Source organism: Paenibacillus sacheonensis (genome assembly GCF_009909195.1).
In the GTDB taxonomy this organism is placed as follows: domain Bacteria; phylum Bacillota; class Bacilli; order Paenibacillales; family Paenibacillaceae; genus Paenibacillus_Z; species Paenibacillus_Z sacheonensis.
Genome location: NZ_JAAAMU010000012.1, coordinates 173,424 through 194,425 on the forward strand (window position 1 = coordinate 173,424; position 21,002 = coordinate 194,425).

Here is a 21,002-nt window from a genome sequence, read left to right on the forward strand (position 1 = left end):
CAGATCATGCAGTCATGGAAGCCGATAGACCGCAAAGGGCTCCCCGTGGCGGAAAGTCTCGCTCGTGGCGTCCAGCTCGGCTAGGAGCGCGGGCGTCAGCGTGATCGACAGACTGCTCCGATTATCCTCCACCTGGCCTGGATTCGTCGCGCCCGCGATGACTGTAGCTACGCCAGGCTGAGCCATCAGCCAAGCCAGCGCCAGCGCGCCGGGCCGGCAGCCATGTTCGTTCGCGATGTCGGCAACCTTTTGGCCAAGCGCCAGCTCGCGCTCCCCCATGAAGCGATTGAAATTCGGGTCGGTTTCGGCTCGCGATCCCTTCGGCGCCGGGCCGGACGGGGAAGAAGCGTATTTGCCGCTCAGTATGCCTCCGGCAAGCGGGAAATAAGGAATGATGCCGACCCCCTGATCCAGGCAGGCCGGAACGAGCTCGCGCTCCGGGGTACGATCGGCCAGCGAATAGCTGACTTGCGTGGATATGTAACGGCTGAATCCTTGGAAAGCGCTGATGCCGAGCGCCTTCGTCAGCTCCCAGGCCGCGTAATTCGACGCGCCGATATAACGCACTTTGCCCGCGCGGATGAAGTCGTCCAGCGTGCGAAGCGTTTCTTCGAGCGGCGTATGCGGATCGAAGGTATGGATTTGGTACAGATCGACATAATCGGTTTGAAGCCGCTTCAGGCTCTCCTCCAGTTCACGCTGCAGATGATACCGGGAGGAGCCGCTGCCGTTCGGTCCTTCCCTGCGAGGCAGTCCCGCTTTCGTAGCCAGGACGACGCTGCCGCGTTTTCCTTTCAATGCATGCCCGATAATCGTTTCCGATTCCGTGCCCGCATAGATGTTGGCCGTGTCGATGAAATTAATTCCGCTATCCAGCGCGCTGTCGATGATTGCGGTCGATGCGGCGCGGTCGGCGCGTTTGCCGAACGCGTTCGTGCCGAGCCCGAGCACCGATACGGCAAGCCCGCTCCTTCCAAGAAGACGGTAGTCCATGGTCGATCACTCCTATCCGTGTAAGAATATACGTCTATCCGACAAGATTAGTATCCCGCCAGCCCTGAATCATGTCAAATCGCCCCAATCCGAAATTATGATGGGAATTACGCGCGAATTTTGATACAATAATTGAAAATTTGTTGAAGGGGATCGTTATGGACTATATCAGCACACGAGGGAAAATCGCACCTGTCGGCTTTATCGACGCTGTCCTGATGGGATTGGCGGACGACGGCGGACTGATCGTTCCGAGTCACCTCCCGCAATTATCCGAAGCAACGCTGCGCGCGTGGCAGCAGCTCTCTTATCCGGAGCTCGCCCTGGAGCTGTTCTCGCTCTTTGTCGACGGCGAGATTCCTCGGGAAGAACTGAAGCAGCTGGTCGACGAAAGCTACGGCACGTTCCGCGACGACGAAGTCACGCCCGTACGGCGCGTGAACAACAGCCTGCACATTCTGGAGCTGTTCCACGGTCCCACGTTCGCGTTCAAAGATATCGCCTTGCAATTTCTCGGCAACCTCTACGGCTATATTTCGAAGAAACGCAATTCGACCATCCATATCCTCGGCGCGACCTCCGGCGATACCGGCGCCTCCGCGATCGAAGGCGTGCGCGGCAAAGAAGGCATTCGCATCTGCATCCTGCACCCGCACGGCAAAGTGAGCAAAGTGCAGGAGCTGCAAATGACGACGGTCGACGACGCCAACGTGCTGAACCTTGCCGTCGACGGCAACTTCGACGACTGCCAGCGCATCATCAAGGAGCTGTTCGCGGACGTCTCTTTCAAGCAGCAGTATCACCTGCGCGCTATCAATTCCATCAACATCGCGCGGATTCTGGCGCAGACGGTCTATTATTTCTACGCTTACTTCCAGCTGGCCAAGCAGGGCCAAGGCGAGAAGGTCAACTTCAGCGTGCCGACAGGCAACTTCGGCGATATTTTCGCGGGCTACTTGGCCAAACGGATGGGGCTGCCGATCCACAAGCTCATTCTGGCGACGAACGAGAACAACATCCTGGAGCATTTCGTGACGGCAGGCGTCTATCAGCCGGGCGAATTCCGCGGCACGCACAGCCCGTCCATGGATATCCAGGTCGCCAGCAATTTCGAGCGTTACCTGTATTACTTGAACGGCGAAGACGCAGGCGCGATCTCAGGTCTGATGGACGGCTTCAAGCGCGACGGCCAAATCGTCGTCAACGGCGCCGTCCTCGAGCAGGTGCAAGCCGACTTCGCGGCATATGCCGTGAAGAACGACGAATGCCTGAGCGAAATCAGCAGCTGCTACAACGAGTACGGCTATCTGCTCGACCCGCATACGGCATGCGGCGTTGCCGCGGCGCACCGCTTCACGGCGGAAGACGAAGTGACGGTCGCCTTGTCCACGGCGCATCCGGCCAAGTTCGACGAAGCGATCCGCCTCATCGACATCAAGCAAACGACGCCGGTCGAGATCCAAGCGCTGTCCGACAAGCCGCAATTCCAGACGCGCGTCGTCGGTACGAACGAAGCCGTGTCGGAGCAGCTGGTTCGCTTCTTCTAAACGATTGAAATCGTAACAATACTTGCAATATGAACAGCCCCCGCATGGATTACATCATCCTTGCGGGGGCTGTTTTCTTGCTTTAAGTGCTTCAAACAACAAATGGACATCGCATCCCGCGAGCCCTCTGGCAATCGTGTTAGCTGGCTTGAATGTCCGATATTCGCCCAAATCGGAGCATGAGGCGCACCTAGTTTGCTCAAAAGATATAAATTAAGTGCTCGAGGAAGGCAGTTTCGGCGCCGGTTCGGGGCCGGTTTGGCCGGTAAAGCTGCTGCTATGCAGCTTTCGGCGCCGTTCGGGGCCGGTTCGGCTGGAAAAGCTGCTGCTGCGCTGCTTTCCAATTCGCTGCTTTTCCTCCAAATGTAGTGCACCAGGTGCCCCTCTTGCTCGCACTCGCCGTGTTTCCAGCCAGCCATCCACATAAAAGAACCCCGCATTCCGCGGGGTCCTCTTGTACGAATAATCAGTCAGCCAAAATCAAATCTCCGAATTGCGCCGGATCTTTGCCGTTCGCGATGCCGCCCATGTAGGACAACCAGCCCTTGCGGCCCGAACCATCGCTGTCGTTAATGACGAACGAGATTCCGATGTCCTTCGAACCGGCATAAGCAGCCGGACGGATATCGTCCCAATCGAAAGCGAGCGTGTACGTCGTCGTCTTCGCGACTTCATCCCGCTTCACGAAGCTGTGGCTCCGCGTGAGCAGCTGGCCGTAGCTGAGGCCGAGCGCCGCGTAATCCGACCGGTCGACCGCGATGCCGTATGCGCCGGTCGACGAGTTCAGCGCCGAAGTGAAGCTGAGGTGAGGACCGCCGGCGACAGGGCCTGCCGCGCGGGCCGGGTCGAACGACACCTGCAGGCTGTCGCCTGCCCAGGCGTCGACGATGTTGGCCTGCGTCATGGAATGGACGTCATCCTTCACCTGAACGGTCAAGTACAGGTAATCGTCATCCCATTTCGCTTTCGCCGTCGCGCTTTGGTCATTGACGCCTCCCCATGTGCCGGACGCTTGGGAAGCCTGATTGAGCACCACATCCGTCGCTCCCGTCCATTCGCCGGCGTGAATCGTGCCGTCGATCGTGATCGGCGTCGCCGTCTTCTTCGCCGCCAGCGCGCTGATCGCACGCTGCACGTCGAAGCTGTAGCCGTTCAGCGAGACATGGAACGTGAACGAACCGGGCGCGTAGCCGTCCAGCGTCGGGATCGTGAAGACCGCCGTCCCCGATGCATTCGCGGCAACGGAGGAGATCGTCTTCGACTGCGTCCATCCGTTCGGGCCGGAAGCATTAATAACGATGTTCGACACCGCGCCTGCCGCATGGTTGCTGTATTTGAAATTCAAGTTATAGCCGCCCGAGGCGTTCAGCGACGGTGAAATCTCCGTGTTGTACAACCCTTTGGTCGTGAAGCCGACGTTCTTCGTCGGGTACGTCGTGCCGCCCGCAACCGGCGTAATGCCGATCGTGCCTTGGAACTGTTGGAAGCTCGCCGGCACGCCCAGCACGATCGTATCCTTCGCATGACCCGAAGCAAAGCTGCCGCCCGAAGCGACCGACCAGCCCGTCGGCAGGGTCATGTTGTACGTGCCGGACAATGCCTGCACGTCGGAACCGCGCTGGATATCGATGGATACCGTGCTGCCCGGCGTGGCCGTCGTCTCCGTGAATAACGGCGTGAAGCCCGTATTCTGAACTTGGAACACCCGTACCCAGTCTACGTACATCTCGCCCGTATTCCCGTAGCGGTCGAAGCCGCCGCGGTAGGAATCGGCATCGCTCTTGCGGAACGCATTGTTGATCATGAAGTAGTTGCCCACCGTCCAGCTGCGATCCAGCGTGGCATGCGAGGAATTCGGAATATATTGATCGTCGAAATAATAGTACGTCGTATCTTCCGTAATCAGCATGCCGTACGTATGCCAGCCTTCGGACAGGTTCACGCCGCTGCCGAAGTTGTTCGTGCTGGCCGTGCCGCCCGTATGGATGCCGCCGTAGCCGTCGCCCCACGTATGATGATTGTACGTCGTCGTGGTCGGATTGCCGCCCATGTACGCCTCGAGCACGTCGAGCTCGTCATTGCCGGGTCTGCCGTTCGGATCGTTCGGCGTCAGCGTCCAGAATGCCGGCCACAAGCCCGGATTCGGAGGCAGGAACAGACGGGTCTCGAAGTATTGGGCCGCGCCCGGCTTCGTCACGAAGCCCGAGCCGTCGGTACCCATCGAAGCGAGGAAGCCGGTCGTGAACTTCTGGCCCCAGTTCGGCTCGATAACCGCGTTCCAGTTCTTCGTCTCGATCTTCATGTAATCCGAGTTTACGATCGAGAACGGACTGTAATTAACCGCGGCGCCGTAGGTCCAGTTCGGCGGCGTGAATTTGGCATCCGCATACTCCGGCCAGCCGTATGGATCCGGCTTGGCAGCCGCGTACTTGGTATCGCCCGTGCCGGTGTACGAGATCGTCGGCAGCGTCGTAAAGTCGTCCAGGAACACCTGCTGCATCGTCAGCCCATGGGCCGCGATGGCCGCAGGAACCGTGCTGCGGGTATTGCCCGGTCCGCCGTTCCATGCCGTAGATCCCGCATTGTTGACGATCTGCAGGTAGCTGTCGTCAGACTCGCCGTTCGCGTTCCAAGCCCGGATATGGATGGCTGCCGGCCCTTTCGGGAAGTCCGAAGCATTGAACGTGAAACTGCCTTTGCCGCTATCGTTCTGATCGAGCGTAATGTCGGCGGATGTCAGCGGCTTCATGTAACCGTAAGGATTCGTATGCGCGCTGTCCGGCGCGTGCAGCGACTCGGCGCTTGCCTTCGTGAAACCGGGCGCATAGAACGTTACGCCGACCGTGCCGCTGCTAACCGTCGAATAATACGCCGGGCTCGTCACGTTGATCAGCTTGAACTTGTACGGACTCGTTCCGCCGCCTTGGCTCGGCGTATATTCGAACGCCTTGATCAGCGCGTACGCGCTGCCGGAGATGGATTTGCCCGACACTTTGACCGTGAGGGTATGGGCGCCGGCCGGCAGGCCGGTTTCCTCGAATACGTTGGCCGAATCCACCCATGCCGCATTGTACGTATCGACCGTGCTCTCGAGGAGGCCGTCGATGTACACCTTTACGATGCCGCCCTGGCTCTGCTTCGTCATGTACAGCGCGATCGTCGTCCCCGTAAAGTGGAAATCGACCGACTCGTCGGCATTATCCACGTTATCGTACATCCATGACCAGCCGTCGCTCCACCAGCCGGCGCCGTTAAACGTGAATTCCGGCTCTGCCGCATTGGTGGTCCATGCGCCGGAATGCGGATTGCTGCTCGCGTTCACGACGATTTTGTCCGGATCCGTGCCCGGATCGGGATTCGACTGCTCGGAGCCGTAGTCGAACGCCTTAATCAACACGTAGGCATCGCCCGAGATCGATTTGCCGGCCACCTCGACCTTGATGCTGTGCGCGCCCTGCGTCAGTCCTGTCAGCTCGTAGGCGTTCGCCGACTCGATCCACGTCGCGTTCGCCGTATCGACCGTCGTCTTCAGCGTGCCGTCCACGTAGATGTTCGCCTTGCCGCCCTGGGCGTGCTTCGTCAGGTACAGCTTGATCGAATTGCCCGTGAAGTTGAACTGAACCGCCTCGTTCGCATTCGCGACGTTGTCGTACATCCATGACCAGCCGTCGCTCCACCAGCCCGTTCCCGTGAAGGCAAAGGCCGATTGGGACGTATTGGCGGTCCATTGGCCGCTGTTCGGAACGGCGTTCTTATCGACGAGCGTATGCCCCGTCGCCGGTGCCGGCGGCGGGTCCAAATTCGCGGAAGGCTGCGTGCCGTAATCGAACGCCTTGACCAGGACGTAGGCATCCCCGGCGATGGACTTGCCCGCCACTTCGACCTTGATGGTATGCGCGCCCTGCGTCAGTCCCGTCTGCTCGAACACCTTGGCCGACTCGATCCAGCCGGCGTTCGCCGTGTCGACCGTGCTCTTCAGCGTGCCGTCGACGTAGACGTTTACTTTGCCGCCCTGCGCGTGCTTCGTCATATACAGCGCGATGGAGTTGCCCGTGAACGCGAACTGAACCGCCTCGTTCGCGTTGGCGACGTTGTTGTACATCCACGACCAGCTGTCGCTCCACCACTGCGTGCCCGTGAACGTGAAAGCCGTCTGCGTCGTATTGCCGGTCCATTGGCCCGAATTCGGCACGGCAGCCGCGTTCACGAGCGTATGGTTCGCCGCGGGAGCCGGCGGCGGATCCAGATTCGGAGCCGGCGGCGAGCCGTACACGAACGACTTGACCAGCACGTACGCGTCGGTCGTGACGGACTTGCCCGCCACCTCGACCTTGATCGTATGCGCGCCGTTCGTCAGGCCCGTCTGCTCGAACACCTTCTCCGATTCCACCCAGGTCGGGTTCACCGTGTCGATCGTGCTCTTCAGCGTGCCGTCCACGTAGACGTTCACCTTGCCGCCATGGTCGTGCTTCGTCATGTTGAGGGCAATGTAATCGCCGGTAAAATGGAACGTGACCGCGTCGGTGGCATTGCTGACGTTATTGTAGAGCCAGGACCACTCGTCGCTCCACCACTGCGTGCCCGTGAACGTGAAGGCCGTTTGCGTCGTATTATCGATCCATCGACCGGCATACGGGATGCTGCCGCCATCCACGGTCGTTAACGTTTCTCCCGGGAGCGGATTAGCCTTGGTGCTGAGTGAAGTTCCGGGAATGAACCCGGAGAGCAGGAGCAGCGCAGCGAGCACGAGCGCCGTCCATCTAGTAATCGGCTTGTTCTTCAATCAAATCCTCCTATTCGTGTTTGGGAATGGGATTGTCCGATTTCTCTCATGCTGCTCAACCTGGCGAATTGGGGCGAAGGCCGTAACCGTACTGCCGCTTGCGCCTGCGTCCCCCCTAATCTGGGGCCGGTCAGCGGACGGCAATCGGCTTGGCTTTCGCTCGCGCTCCTCCTTTCTATCGCTTGGATACGTGTAGCGAGAAGATCGTATCATCACCCCCGCACAGCGAATAGGGGACAACATTCTGATTTCTATGGTTTATGCAACGATTTTGACAATCGCTGCCCGGCTCGACGCGGCAACGCACCGTTCTGCGCTCAACATGCTTAACCGTTGCGGGATTGCTTTAACTTCCCCCTGTATTCGTTCGGCGTTTTGCCGGTATGCCTCTTGAATACTTCGGAGAAGTAAGCCGGGTCCGAGTAGCCCACCAGCTCCACGATCTCGTACACCTTATAGCTGTTATCCAGCATCAGCTCCTTCGCCTTGTTCATCCGAATCGTCGTCAAATATTTCAAAAACCGCTCTCCCGCGTTCTTGAACAATAACGATAGATGCCCCGTCGATATAAAAACGTGGTCCGCCACCTCCTTCAATGTCAGGCTCCGGCCGTAGTTGGCCTTCATGTACCGCTTCGCTTCCACCAGAATAATGCTGTCGCGGGAGGCATCGTCCTCCTCCGGGCTCTCTTCGTCAGCCGGCTCCGCGGTTGCCGCCCGCTGTTCGATTACCAATTCCTCTAAGTACGAAGACGCGACTTTAACCGAACCTTCCTCTTCGTTGCCGGCAAGCGCGGATCTCGCGGAAAGCATCGAGCGATGGATCTCCGACGGATCCGAGACGGTCACGCCGATGCCCGTGGAGAACGTTGACCTGAACAGCCCGACATACCGGTGCAGCTGACCGACGATATCCGTGAACCGCTGGCGGCTGCCGTCCTTGGACAGCAAATAGACCTCCAAACCCGCCCGATCGACCAGATGATAGCCGAAATGCTGCGAGTCCCAGAGATCGCTTACGATATTATCCAGCGAGAAGGCCAGCAGGTTCTGTTCCCGTTCCGAGATGCGCTTGCCATGAATAGCCAGCCGGTCCAGCCGAATGACGCCTGCCGTGTAGCTCTCCGCTTCCAGCAGCACCTCTCCCTCCGCGGCATCCTGTTCCAGCGTCTCGCACTGCAAGGGCTTTTCGAACAACTTGCCGAGAAAATCGTCCCGCAGCACCTTCGTCAGTTGAGAGGCCTTGCGCGTCAGCACCTCCAGCCGCTGCCGGTTCTGCTTCTGCTCGTCCAGCCGGACGGTCAGTCGCTTGATCGAATTGGACAGCTCCGGGAAGGACACCGGCTTCAGCAAATAGTCGACCGCGCCGTGCTGCGTCGCTTTCTGGGCATAATTGAAATCGCTGTACCCCGATAACACGATGACTTTAATAAACGGATAGGTGCGATGAAGCGACTCCATCAGCGCGATTCCGTCCATGAACGGCATCCGGATATCGGTCATCACGATATCGACCGGATGGTTCGACAGGAATTGAAGCGCTTCCAAACCATGGGCGCAGCAACCGGCCACTTCGATTCCATGGTCCCCCCATGTCCAAGCGGCCAAACCGTCGCGTATCACTTTCTCGTCGTCAACAATCAATAGCTGATACATGCCAGATCGTCCCCCCGAGCGGTTTACTCTTCGCTAGACTTCTTCAATCGCGAGCGAAACCGGCAGCCGCCATGAGGCGATGACGGTTTCTTTCCCTGTATGTACAGAAGCAAGGTATGCTGGAAACCGGTATTTCCTTCGCTTGGAACAAAACGGCGACGTCGCCGTCGCCGTCTTCATCCCCTATAGTAAAACAACTCTTCAAATCTTGTCCATCCGACCTGCGGGCTCTTTGAACGCGCCGGTCCCCCATGTTTTGTTCGGCCGATCTCCCATCCGCAGCGTCAAAATTCCGCCGGCCGCCACGTCCTCATGGTTAATGCGCGGCTCCGCGAGCGGCTTGCCGTTGATCTCCGCCGATTGAATGTATTTGTTGCGTCCGGATACGTTTTCCGCATGGACGGTGAACGTTCGGCCGCCTCCGACCGCGATCTCCGTTCGTTCGAACAACGGACTGCCCAGCTCGTAGCTCGCCTTGCCCGGGCAGATCGGATAGAAGCCCATCGCGCTGAACACGTACCAGGAAGACATCGCGCCATTGTCCTCGTCGCCGCAGATGCCCGTCGGCGTCGCCTGGTACCACAGCTTCATGATCTCCCGCAGGCGGCGCTGGGTTTTCCAAGGCGAAGACGTGTAGTTGTACAGGTACGGAATATGGAAGGCCGGCTCGTTGCCCTGGCAATATTGGCCCATGAGTCCGGTCGCATCCGGGAATTGTCCGAGGAACTGGTACTTCGAGCCGTCGTATTGCTCGGCGAACAGCGCATCCAGCCGTTCCTCGAATCGGTCCGCCCCGCCCATCAGCTCGATCAGCCCTTCGATATCGTGCTGGACATGGAAGCTGTAAATCCAGGCATTGCATTCGGAGAAATAATCTCTTCCTCCCAGCCCCCCGCCGAGCTTCGGATCGAACTTCTCTACCCATTCGCCGTCGGCCGATTTGGGCGACATAAACCCGGTGGCTTCGTTGTACAGCTTGCGGTAATTCTGCGAGCGCTGCATGAAATACGCGTGATCTTCCTCGCGGCCCAGCTCCCGTGCCATCTGCGCGACGCACCAGTCGTCATAGGCATGCTCCAGCGTGACGGCGACGGACTGCCGCCGCTCGAAGCCGTCGACTTCCTTCACCCATTCCTTCTCCCCCGGACGAAGCGCAGGATAGAAGCCTTGCTCCAGGTAGACGCGGTCAAGTTCCGTGAGCGGTCCGTGAACCCATGGAAGCATCGTCACTTCCGTCGCATTGACTTTCATCGCCTCGTAGGCTTTGGCGGCATCGAAGTTCCGGTAGCCTTTGTTGTATACGTCGTAAATGAACGCGGCCGTATGATTGCCCGTCATGACAGGCAGATCGCCCTGAACGAACGGAAATTGCGGCAGCCAGCCGCACTGCTCGTACATGCGCACGTACGAGTGGATCATGTCCTGCTTGCGTTCCGAATCCAGCAGCAGCTGCAGCGGATGCAGGCAGCGATACGTATCCCAGATATTATCCGATACGTAGAAATCGCGGCCGCCGCTCTCATGGACCTGGCCGTCGTAGGCGCTGTAGTAGCGGCCGTCCTCCGTAATGCTGCTCATATTGAGCAGGGAACGATACAGCGAGGTATAGAAAACCGTCTTCTGCTCCTCGGACCCTCCGGTCACTTCGATGCGGCTGAGCGCGCTCTGCCACGTCTCGCGCGCGGTCTGCTTCGTCTGCTCGAATGAGCGTTCGTCCAGCTCGCCGCTCAAATTGCATTTCGCTTGTTCATCGTCGATATACGAGATGCCGGCCCTCACCTCAAGCATTCCGCCTTCGGCCGCCACACGGAGCACGCGTCCCGCATGCCGCTCCGACTGCCAATCGCCGATTTCGACGACGGGCTCCGAGAACGCGAGATAGGTATAATGAGGGACGCCGTTCAGCGTGCCCGTAATCGTTGCCGAACGGTTCGAGAGCAGCGTCAGGCTTCCATTCTTGGGAAAACCGATGACCAGCACGGCAGACGGACGGTTCGGATAGCGAAACCGGTAGATCGCGGATTGATAGGCAGCCGTCATTTCCGCCTCGATGCCTTCGTCTTCCAATAGAACATCATACGCATATGGCGTGGCATGCTCCAGATCGTGGTCGTAGAGCGAGGACAGCTTGGACGGATCGGCCAAATCGGCCTTTTGCGTCGGCATGAGGTAGGCGCACCCGGCCGGGAACCCGAATATCCGCTCGGCCAAGTAGCGGTCCATAATGCCCGGCGTCGTTATCGGCGCAAGCTTCATCATGCCGTGAGGCAGCGAAACGGTCGGCGAAGTCGAGGTGAGCAGATGGCCGATCGTTCCGATCATTGGATTTACATAGTCGACAGCTAGCATGGAATCCCCTCCGTATCTTCAGTCTTATCTATTGTAGCAAGGCAGCTTGGCCAGCTAAATAAGGCAAACCTCCAAAAAGTACGGGTATTCCTATGCTTATGGCCGACTTCCCCGTTACGGTGCCACGGCCTTGACGACCGCTTCTCCGAGCACCTGGTCGAATCGGCCCCAGTCGGGATCCACATTGCCGTAGGGATGATTGACCATATTGCCCTTCAGCTCGGTCACGTAATAGACGCCGAACTCGTGCAGCCGCTGAAAATACGCAAACCCGCCCACGAACGCGCATTCGAACTCCGCGGCGAGCCTGCGGTACAATTCATGCGCGTCTTCAACCTGGCGCATGGAGCCGCAGAAGAGCGGGTTCATGCCGTTGTTCGTTACGATCAGGCATGGGATGCCGTCCTGTCGAAGGCGTTCGAGAATGCTGCGTATGGCCGGCTCCGCCCCTGCGCCAAGCCCGGAATCGTTCAGCATGTATTCCAGAATGACGAGATCGGGGTTCACGCTCTTCACTTCATGCTCGTACCGCAGCAAGCCGCGGGCGGAGTTTTCTCCTCCGATCGCAACGTTGGAAGAGTAGATCATAGAAGCAGGGCAGCCATGGCGCAGCGCGCGAATCAGCTGGTATGGCCAACGACCCGAACGCGTCGTGCTTTCCCCGTAGAAGGCGATACGCACCGGATTGCCTTCAAGCAGCTTGCGCCTGAACGGCTCGAGCGCCTCGCGGTTCAGTACGGGAATCGCGGCGAGCGCCTCTTCCTTCGGATGCGGGAAATTCATAACGGAGTGCGGGTCGGCGCTTATCCGGTAACTGGCCCCCTCCTTCAGCGACTCTGGCGGCACCGTACGGAAATCAAGCGACAATCCCCAATCCACCGTATGCCCGTATGCGCTCAGCGTGACCAGCGGCACCGGCTTATCCAGCGAAGCCGTTATCGGAGTCGTCCAGCGCAGCGATTCCTCGTCCAAGCTGCGCTCCCGGCCGTAATCGGTACCGGACGACGCCATGAGCAGCATCACGGAACGATCGTCCGGCGAATAGGCGATTACCTCTACCTCGTATGTGCGGGGCGTCGCGTCCAAGTAACGGCCCGACAGCGCCGGAAGCGGCGCCGCATCCTGGCCTTCGGACAATTCCTTCGGCGCGATGCCCGCTCCCCCGTCATAGAGCGATTGCTCGCCCCAGCCCGTAAATACATTGGCCAGCACGACGCCGCCTTGAACGGCCGGCGGATCCGGCAGCAGCAGCTCGCGGGACTCCGGCGCCTCCGTCAGCCCCTCGACGACGACGATTCTCCCATCCTCCCGCAGCACGATGGAATCATAGCGGCAGAGCCATACGTCATAATCCAGCAGCAGCATCTGCCCGTCCGCGATGCGTCCCCGGGGATGCCGCTTAATCGTTCCCCAGTAATAATCAAAGCTGTAATCTTCTTCCGGGCGGTAGAGGACGGACCGGCTTTCGTCATAGACGCGAAACGTATCCGGCACCATCCGCTGATACGGCATGCCGCCGCTGCCGCGAATATCCTCTCCATTCCAGAAGCAGGGCGACTGCCCCGATTCGCCGGTCATGGCGTAGCGCTGATTGCGGTACGCTCTGCTGCCGCCGGGGCGAACCGGCAGCGAAGTTTCCTCTGCGATCGTGAAGCTTCTTCCATCCGCCAATCGAATCGTTCCGGGCACAACCTTTACTTGCCATGGCAATTGCCGATCGCATACGACGCGGCATGTACCTCTCTCTACAACCTGATCGGTATCTGGCATGATCCTAAATTCCTCCCCTTTGCATGACGAAGTCTATACACCATTTCTTGATCGGTGCGTTACATCCTTCCGTTGGTGGAGAAGATACCGGGATTTAAGCCTTAACTAGGCTTAACCCTTAACAAGCCTAATTCTTAACAACAATCAAGCCTAAGTCTTAACACCACCTAAGTCATGACACCACCTAAATCTTAACGACGCTCAAGCCTTAACTTCACCTTAGATTTCACTTAACCCGCAAATTTAAGTATTTACTTAATTAAGTAATTAGTTTATTATAAATCCATGGATACTTTCACAGCGATCGCTGACCCCAACAGACGCCATATTATTGAATTGCTTGCCGAGAACGGCCAGCTTTCCGCGTCGGACATCTCCGGCAGCTTCACGATCAGCCCGCAGGCGATCTCGCAGCATCTGAAGGTGCTTCGCGAGGCGAACGTAGTCACCGTGGAGAAGAAGGCGCAGCAGCGGATCTACCGCCTCAATGAGGAGTCGATCGCCGAGGTGGAGGCGTGGGCCCATCGTTACAGACAGCTGTGGAGCAAGCGATTCGAGAAGCTCGACGGCCTATTGCAAGCGCGGATGGTGCAGAACCGGCCGCATAAGAAGCCAAAGAAAGGGATGGATAACGATGACGGTATTGAATGAGACGAAGTTAACGGCAGAGCCGGGCAAACAAGCGATTCTGATCGAGAGAGAATTCGATGCGCCGCGCGAGCATGTATTCGAGGCTTTCACGGATGCGGATTTGTTCGTGCAATGGATGGGACCGAGCGCGCTGACCATGGAGCTGGAGAAGTTCGATGCACGGGACGGCGGGGCGTGGAAATACGTCTCCAAAGATCCGAACGGCGGCGGGGCTTATGCGTTCTGCGGCGTATTTCACGAAGTGACGGCGCCGGAGCGGATCGTCCAAACCTTCGAGTTCCTCGGACTTCCGGAGCGCGGGCATGTGACGCTGGAGACGGCGGTATTCGAGGAGCTGCCCGGCGAACGGACGATCGTGAAGATGGAGTCCGTGTTCCGTTCGGTTGCGGACCGCGACGGCATGCTGCAATCCGGCATGGAAGGCGGCATGAACGATTCGTTCAACCGGCTGACGGAGCTGTTGAAGACGCTTCGCAAGCGCTAGCGCCATCTGAATGAAGGGCCGGTTGAACCCGCATGCGGGTCAATCGGCCCTTCGACGTTCATAGGCTGCCCGGCGGAAGCTGCGCACTGGCTGAACTCCCCGGCAATTCACGTATGCCCAGCGATACAAGCGGGCCGCAGCTCATGACCCGAATCATCATCTTGGCCGCAAGCTTGAGCCGATTCGGACACGCAAGCTTCAACCGAATCGGCGCCGCAAAGCAAAGCGCCTTGGGCATCCGCCGCCGCGGCATTGCTCAAGGCGCTTTGTTTATCTTGTTCATCATGACGATACTTTCGTCCATGGGATGCAGCTAAGCTCGATCGGCCGTGCTTCCGGAACTTACTTCTTCGCCTCGCGGTATGCCGCGACGTAGGCGCTGGCTTTGGCCGTTATAAGGTCGTAGTTGCCGCTGGCGACGGCTTCCTTGGTCAGATCGGAGCCGATGCCGACGGCGAATGCGCCTGCGGCGATCCATTCCTTGAGATTGTCTAGTCCCACGCCGCCGGTCGGCATGATATTGGCTTGCGGCAGCGGGCCTCTTAGGGTCGGAATAATGGACGGCGAATAGAGATTGCCGGGGAACAGCTTGACGACTTCGACGCCGAGTTCCAGCGCGGCGGTGACCTCCTTCACGGTCATGGCGCCTGGAAGAATCGGGACGCGATAACGATTGCACAACCGGACCGTGGCCTCGTCGAGGCTCGGAGAAACGACGAACTCGGCGCCCGCCAGCATGACCGCCCTCGCCGTCTCGGAATCAAGCACCGTTCCCGCGCCGATGATGGCATAGTCCACCCGGCTGACGTCCGTGCTTTGATAGCTTCGGGCAAGCGCGCTGATCGCTTCGCACGCGAACGGCACCGTCATCGTAATTTCAATGACGCGAATGCCTCCCGCTATCGCCTTATCGGCCATCCGAATGACTTCTTCCGGGGAATTCCCCCTCAATACGGCAACCACCCCGGCCTCGTGAATGGCTTGCAGCAGCTTTAGTTTTTTCAACTCGCTTCCTCCTTCTGATTGTTCGTATTCAAGATTAGCGGGCCATCCAGCCGCCGTCTACGAAGAGCACATGTCCATTCATGTAGTCGGAAGCAGACGAAGCAAGAAACACGGCCGGTCCCTTCAAGTCTTCGGGCGTTCCCCAGCGGGCGGCCGGGATACGTTCCAGGATCGCCTGGCTTCTCTTCGCGTCCGCCAGCAGCGGCGCGGTATTGCGGGTATCGATATAACCGGGCGCGATCGCATTCACCTGAATGCCCTTGCCGGCCCATTCGTTCGCCAGCGCTTTCGTGACGCCCGTCACCGCATGCTTGCTGGCCGTGTACCCGGGAACGTTGATGCCGCCCTGAAAGCTGAGCAGCGAGGCAATGTTGATGATTTTGCCGCTGCCTCTCTCGATCATATGATTGCCTGCCAGCTGGCACAAGAAGAAGACCGAATGAAGATTAATGTCGATGACGTCGTACCAATCTTCCCGCGCGTGCCGGGCAGCCGGCGTCCGGCGAATGGTTCCCGCGTTGTTCACGAGAATATCGATGCCTCCGAAATACCCCAGCGCTTCTTCGAAGACGCCCTCCAGCCCGTCCGCATCGCTTAAATCGGCCGAGATCTGCTCGATGGCGCCTCCGAACCCGCGTACGAGGCGGACAGTATCGTCGCTGTTCGATGCCGAGACCGCCACGATGGACGCGCCCGCTTCGGCCAGTCCGACCGCGATCGCTTGCCCGATCCCGCCGGAGGTACCGGTTACGAGCGCCGTCTTGCCGTTCAAATCAAAGCTCATGACTGCCCCTCCCTTCCGTGTATGAGTATGTGCGTTCCCTCTTGCCGGAATAGCTCGGCCGTCTCGGCCTCGATGCCCGAGTCCGTAATGATTGCTTCCACTTCGCTTAATTTGGCGAAGGTAAACAACGCCGCCTGGCCGAATTTGTAATGATCCGCCACCACGTACGAGGCCTTTGCCGTTTCCAGCCATGCCCGCTTCAGCTGCACGGATTCGCCGGCATAGATCGTAAAGCCGTAAGTCGGATGAACGCCCGTCGCGGACAAGAACGCTTTGGATATGTTCAGCTTGCGGATGTAAGCCTCCGCTTCGGAACCGATCAGCATGTTCCGGTATTGATAGCCGCCGGGTACGACGAGGCGGATCTGCTCCTTGCGCGCAAGCTCCGCGAGGATGAACAAATCGTTCGTCACGACCGTCATCGGCTGATCGGGCAGCCGCCTTGCCATCTCCAGCGTCGTCCGGCCGCCGTCCAGCGCGATCACGTCATGCGGCCCGATCAGCGCGATGGCCGCCGCCGCCGTCTCCGATCGTTCCGCTTCGTTCGGGACGGCCGCCGGCTTCGGAGACAGAATGCCGAGCTGATTCTCCTGCGCAAGGACCGCGCCGCCGTGGATGCGCGCCAGCAGTCCCTTCTCCTCCAGCTTCGCGAGGTCTTCCCGGATCGTCTTCCCCGTCACCCGCAGCTGTTCCGTAAGCTTCGCGACCGTCACTTCCCGTTCGGCCAGCAGCAGCTCCATGATTTTCTCGTATCTTCGCAGTGGATTCATTCGCATTCATTCGCTTTCTTGCGTTATTTGCATGCATGGCGTTTCATGGCCGGCGTTATTTCAAATCCGTCATTTTGACGGCATCCATATCTTCGAAGATTTGATTCTCGCCGGCCATGCCCCATATGAAGGTGTAGCTGCTCGTTCCGACGCCGCTGTGAATCGACCAGCTTGGCGAGATGACCGCTTGTTCGTTGCGGACGACCACATGGCGCGTCTCGTCGGGTTCGCCCATGAGGTGGAAGACGACTCCATCCTCCGGCATGTCGAAATAGAAGTATACCTCCGAGCGGCGCTTATGCGTATGGCAGGGCATCGTGTTCCACATGCTGCCGGATTTCAGCAGCGTCATGCCCATGACGAGCTGGCAGCTCTGAATGCCGCCGGTGTGGATGTAGCGGTAAATCGTGCGCTCGTTGGAATTCGTTTGGCTGCCCAGGTGGTTCGGGGACGCCTCGCTGATCGCGGCCTTTACGGTCGGGTACGTCTGGTGCGCAGGCGTGGAATTCAAGTAGTATTGAGCCGGTTGGCCCGCGTCTTCGCTTGCGAAGGCAACGTCTTTCGCGCCGCGTCCGACATACAGGCAATCCTTGTTCGCCATGACGAACGTCTCGCCATCGACGGTCACCGTACCCGTGCCGCCGACGTTGATGATGCCGATCTCGCGGCGCTCCAGGAACGTGGCCGCTCCGATCGCTGCCGCATCGGCTTCCAGTTTCACCGCTTCGTTTACCGGTACGACGCCCCCGATAATGAAACGGTCGACATGCGAATAGCTGAGCACGAGCCGGTCGGGAACGAACAGCTGCTCGATCAGAAACTCCTCGCGCAGGCGGCTCGTGTCGAATGCTTTGACTTCGTTAGGATGGGAAGCATAGCGGATATCCATGATAAATCCTCCCTTTAGGTTTATATTAGTTTATATATGAATGAATAGGTTCATTTTAAGATGTTTAGGTTTATTATGCAAGCTGGAATTGTTGCTCCGTCCACGCGAATGAGAACTAGACGTTAACACCATAAAAAAAACGAAGTGACTATCGTCACCTCGCTCTGATTTCTATTGTTGCGGTTGCATCGGAGTCTCCTATGCGATTCCTCTTCGTTTCCCTTTATGGCAGCCAGTATGATGCTTCGATTATTGTTCGAGTGGACCTATTTACCAATGAAAGTGCCTTATATTTCCCATCGTGTCGGCCACGTCGATCGTCACCTTGCGGACGCTGAGCCGTCCCGGCTCGTAACCATGGCCCCGGTCGTCGACGAAATCGGATAACGGCAGACTGGATTTGACGGCAGGCAGTACGTCCGCTTTATAGGTGTACTTGTCATCGATGGTGATTCGGGCATTGAACCATACATGTCCAGTGTGGTTTTGGACCAGTAGATGCCCCTTCGTAACGGCAATCTCGGCAATGGGAATCTGGCTGGTTGGAGCGGGGACGCATCCCGTCATCATGCTCGCCAGGCAGACGAGCAGCAAGAACGATGAGCCGATTCTCCCCGCGGGCTTACTTATGACATTCGTCAGGTTTATCCGCATCATCCACGTTCCTTTCATTCCGATTCAACAGACAATGCAAGGTCAAAGAACAGATTGGGCGAGGAGGGGTGGCTGCGATGCACCTCGACGGCTATGACGTTAGCCCCCTTCGCCAGCTTGTTCAAATGGGCTTTTAAATCAATTCTTCGGTAAAAGGAAAATTCATTCGGAAACGCGAGCGAGGATTCGGTTAAAATTCCGGATAGAATGGCGTCCCTGGATACTTCCTGGCCGTTCAGATATACGACGTAACCGTCCTCATAAGCGATATTCACGTATAAATCGGATAACTCCTTCGGATCGATATCCAAGTCAAACGACTTGCGAAAATAATAAGTCGGGGACTTCGAGCCTTCCAAGTCGGTTTGAACATAAGTCTGCCGATCCCTGTTATTCGTATTTCCCAAAGGCCCTCTGCCAAGCTCCCATGCGGAATCGTCGTATTCCGGACTGCGCCAATCGTAAGCAGGCAGCGGGACAATTTCCGTGTGCGACGTTTCGATGACCGGACCTTCTCCCACCAAGTCTCCCCCCTCCGGCAAAGCGGATTTGATTGCCTCGCTGCCCGGATGATAGCGCCATAAAGATTGAATGCCCACGAGAGGGACTTCCTGTTTCTCCTTCATGGTAGTCAGATTCCATGATGCCAGATTCTGCGCATCCTGTTTCAGTTGATCCAGCACTATGCCTTGTTTATTCTCAGCCTTAATAACCAACGTGTTATCGACGGCTTCCAATACCGTAATGAAAGGCATTTCCTTCAGCTTGGTCAAATCCCAAACTCCCCAGCCCTCATATTCGGCGGGCCTATAACCGGAGGACTGTTGCGTGACGGCCAATTGAAGAACATAGACGGAATCGCGGATGAAAACCGCGTTGATCCCGGCGGCTCGGAACGCGTTCCATACTTCGGGAAGCTTGGGGTCCTTGCTCAGCCAGACGAAGTTGAACAGCTGCTTTTTTTCGTCAACCGTCCTGCCGATCCATTCCAGCTGACGGTCTCCCGCATCCGGTAACCGATCGGCGTTCAGGAAGAACATTCTGGCGTTTCCATGACTGGTCGCATACACCGATTTCCCGTAACCCGGAAGCGTCCCGGTAGGCACTTGCGGATAAGCTTGGCTGAAATGCTCTTCCGTCGCAGAACCGTCATAAATGGGATAAATCTGAAACGCTTGCGCTCCCGGATTACGCTGCAGCAGCCGATGGGATGCGACAAAATACGAAATGTCCCGGAATTGCTTGATCGAATCCCCGATTTCCCCTTCCTGCTGGTTAAAATAGCCGAATCGTAACGGCATGGACGATGCCGCGGATGTCTTGAATCCCGTCATCGGCACTCTTGTCCAATAAAAAGAACAGACCAGAACACCAAAGAACACGAGCAGCGATAGCGAGAGTTTGTATTTGGAAATGACCGGCATGATTAACCCTCACCTCCGGGCAGCGTATTCGGCAGGGCTGGCCACCACAGGATGGCGTGGTAAACCGTCGGCCACAGGATGACCAGATTGACAACGAAAGCAATGGCAAATCCGATCGTCCATGGTTTCAGCGCAACCTCTTTCCGTCCGATCGTCCAGTGGAATATTGCCCATGAGGCCAGCCAAACGAGCAGTCCGACCGTTTCTTTGCCTGCATAGGGTCCGATCCCCCACCAAGAGGGAATCCACGAGCCTAACTTCAGCAAAATCGGATTCGCTTTGAGCGGATTGTAATAACTCCATAAGTGACAGACCGTCATCGCAATGATGCCAAGATATACCGAAAGCAGAACGGCCGCGATCTCGCCCGTTTTTCGTTGCTTGTGTTCGTTCACGATTTTCTCCCCCTGAACCGTCTTGAAATTCATACCATTCTCAGTTTCGTCAAGCCGATGCCAAACGCGAATCCAATCAGCAGACAGATCCAGAACAGCGTGATTAATAAAGCAATGATCCCGCCAACCGCCGAGCCCGGTTCGAGCGTATGGCGGAACCGGCGCAATAAGAAGCCTGCCGCTATTCCCAGAGGGAGCGGATACAGCGAGACGAATTCTTTATATTCCATGAGAATCAAATGTACCTCGGGGCTATGGTACATCAGCCACTCCTGCGGGCCGTCCGGCCCCCGGTATGCAATGTAGAGCCAGTTACCGAAGATGATCGTGAGCAGAACCATTGCATTCGTGAGCCAGAGCACCCATTCCAGCTTGGCCGCGGCCCCTATCTTGCCACGCAGCATGGGATAGATCAGGTGAATCGTTTGGCAGCTCATGATAACGGTGACGGTTGCTCCCAATCCGTGAAGGACGGCTTGCAGCTTATGGTTGCTGAATCCGATTACATTGAACAAAGGGATCGATAAAAAAAGGGCGGCGGCTACGCACGCTTGCGTAACCGCAAAATCTCTTGCGGTAAACAATGATTTCATCGGCTGTCCATCTCTCTCTCGGGTTTTACTTGCTTGCTAGGATCATCTTTATGAAGTGTACAGAAGAATTGTAAAGAGAATATTAGTGCTAGTTTAGGAGATTGAAAAATTATTAACTATTTACGAATTCAAGTACATGACGATTTTTACAGTATTTGGTTACATTAATATTAACTTAAAGAACCCTTTAAACAGCGTTAACGTTGAACGAGTAAGATGTGATTTGTTCGGACAGTCGGGAAAACCCGTTAACCGC

General features: G+C 57.5%; 17 protein-coding genes. 4 read left to right on the top strand and 13 right to left on the bottom strand.

Features of this window, described 5'->3' with window-relative positions:
• Positions 1–12 precede the first annotated feature (12 nt).
• The gene (locus GT003_RS21540) at positions 13–993 is read right to left on the bottom strand and encodes an aldo/keto reductase (RefSeq protein WP_161701685.1); all 981 of its coding nucleotides are present in this window, start codon (positions 991–993) and stop codon (positions 13–15) included.
• A 158-nt stretch (positions 994–1,151) separates the two neighbouring features.
• Here GT003_RS21540 and thrC point away from each other — a divergent pair, with 158 nt between their 5' ends.
• Positions 1,152–2,540, top strand: a complete 1,389-nt coding sequence (gene thrC / locus GT003_RS21545) for a threonine synthase (RefSeq protein ID WP_161701687.1) — start codon at positions 1,152–1,154, stop codon at positions 2,538–2,540.
• A 466-nt stretch (positions 2,541–3,006) separates the two neighbouring features.
• On the opposite strand, the gene GT003_RS21550 is transcribed toward thrC, so the two are convergent.
• The 4 genes from GT003_RS21550 to GT003_RS21565 all read right to left on the bottom strand — a co-directional run bounded on the left by GT003_RS21550 (position 3,007) and on the right by GT003_RS21565 (position 13,097).
• Entirely contained in the window at positions 3,007–7,323 is a 4,317-nt protein-coding gene (locus GT003_RS21550) for a sugar-binding protein (protein WP_161701688.1), read from the bottom strand.
• Positions 7,324–7,649: 326 nt separating this feature from the next.
• Positions 7,650–8,978, bottom strand: a complete 1,329-nt coding sequence (locus GT003_RS21555) for a response regulator (protein ID WP_161701690.1) — start codon at positions 8,976–8,978, stop codon at positions 7,650–7,652.
• A 201-nt stretch (positions 8,979–9,179) separates the two neighbouring features.
• A complete protein-coding gene (locus GT003_RS21560) occupies positions 9,180–11,327 on the bottom strand; it encodes a GH92 family glycosyl hydrolase (RefSeq protein ID WP_161701692.1) in 2,148 nt (715 codons plus the stop codon).
• 114 nt (positions 11,328–11,441) lie between these two features.
• Positions 11,442–13,097, bottom strand: coding sequence for an SGNH/GDSL hydrolase family protein (locus GT003_RS21565; protein WP_161701694.1), 1,656 nt, complete (start codon positions 13,095–13,097; stop codon positions 11,442–11,444).
• A gap of 285 nt (positions 13,098–13,382) precedes the next feature.
• Here GT003_RS21565 and GT003_RS21570 point away from each other — a divergent pair, with 285 nt between their 5' ends.
• The 3 genes from GT003_RS21570 to GT003_RS21580 all read left to right on the top strand — a co-directional run bounded on the left by GT003_RS21570 (position 13,383) and on the right by GT003_RS21580 (position 14,549).
• Positions 13,383–13,748, top strand: coding sequence for an ArsR/SmtB family transcription factor (locus GT003_RS21570; RefSeq protein WP_161701696.1), 366 nt, complete (start codon positions 13,383–13,385; stop codon positions 13,746–13,748).
• Positions 13,732–14,232 carry an SRPBCC family protein gene (locus GT003_RS21575; RefSeq protein WP_161701698.1) on the top strand — a complete coding sequence of 167 codons (501 nt, stop codon included), beginning with the start codon at positions 13,732–13,734 and terminating at the stop codon, positions 14,230–14,232. The genes GT003_RS21570 and GT003_RS21575 overlap by 17 nt, the downstream gene beginning before the upstream one ends.
• A 143-nt stretch (positions 14,233–14,375) precedes the next feature.
• On the top strand, positions 14,376–14,549 hold the full coding sequence (locus tag GT003_RS21580) for a hypothetical protein (protein WP_161701700.1): 174 nt from the start codon (positions 14,376–14,378) through the stop codon (positions 14,547–14,549).
• Between the two features lie 25 nt (positions 14,550–14,574).
• Here the strand turns inward: GT003_RS21580 and GT003_RS21585 are convergent, their stop codons facing one another.
• From GT003_RS21585 to GT003_RS21620, 8 genes are all read right to left on the bottom strand, one after another.
• Positions 14,575–15,237 (bottom strand): bifunctional 2-keto-4-hydroxyglutarate aldolase/2-keto-3-deoxy-6-phosphogluconate aldolase, encoded by a 663-nt coding sequence (locus GT003_RS21585; RefSeq protein ID WP_161701702.1) that lies wholly within the window; start codon positions 15,235–15,237, stop codon positions 14,575–14,577.
• A 34-nt stretch (positions 15,238–15,271) separates the two neighbouring features.
• Positions 15,272–16,021, bottom strand: a complete 750-nt coding sequence (gene kduD, locus GT003_RS21590) for a 2-dehydro-3-deoxy-D-gluconate 5-dehydrogenase KduD (protein WP_161701704.1) — start codon at positions 16,019–16,021, stop codon at positions 15,272–15,274.
• On the bottom strand, positions 16,018–16,797 hold the full coding sequence (locus GT003_RS21595) for a DeoR/GlpR family DNA-binding transcription regulator (protein ID WP_338045969.1): 780 nt from the start codon (positions 16,795–16,797) through the stop codon (positions 16,018–16,020). Before GT003_RS21595 ends, kduD begins: the two co-directional genes overlap by 4 nt.
• Before the next feature lie 49 nt (positions 16,798–16,846).
• Complete coding sequence (kduI, locus tag GT003_RS21600) at positions 16,847–17,680, bottom strand: 5-dehydro-4-deoxy-D-glucuronate isomerase (RefSeq protein WP_161701706.1); 834 nt, start codon at positions 17,678–17,680, stop codon at positions 16,847–16,849.
• A gap of 270 nt (positions 17,681–17,950) precedes the next feature.
• Positions 17,951–18,337, bottom strand: coding sequence for a hypothetical protein (locus GT003_RS21605; protein ID WP_161701708.1), 387 nt, complete (start codon positions 18,335–18,337; stop codon positions 17,951–17,953).
• Positions 18,338–18,348: 11 nt separating this feature from the next.
• Positions 18,349–19,758: a hypothetical protein gene (locus GT003_RS21610; protein ID WP_161701710.1), complete on the bottom strand. Its 1,410-nt coding sequence runs from the start codon at positions 19,756–19,758 to the stop codon at positions 18,349–18,351.
• Between the two features lie 2 nt (positions 19,759–19,760).
• A complete protein-coding gene (locus GT003_RS21615) occupies positions 19,761–20,153 on the bottom strand; it encodes a hypothetical protein (protein ID WP_338045970.1) in 393 nt (130 codons plus the stop codon).
• 29 nt (positions 20,154–20,182) lie between these two features.
• Complete coding sequence (locus GT003_RS21620) at positions 20,183–20,746, bottom strand: hypothetical protein (protein WP_161701714.1); 564 nt, start codon at positions 20,744–20,746, stop codon at positions 20,183–20,185.
• Positions 20,747–21,002: the final 256 nt, after the last annotated feature.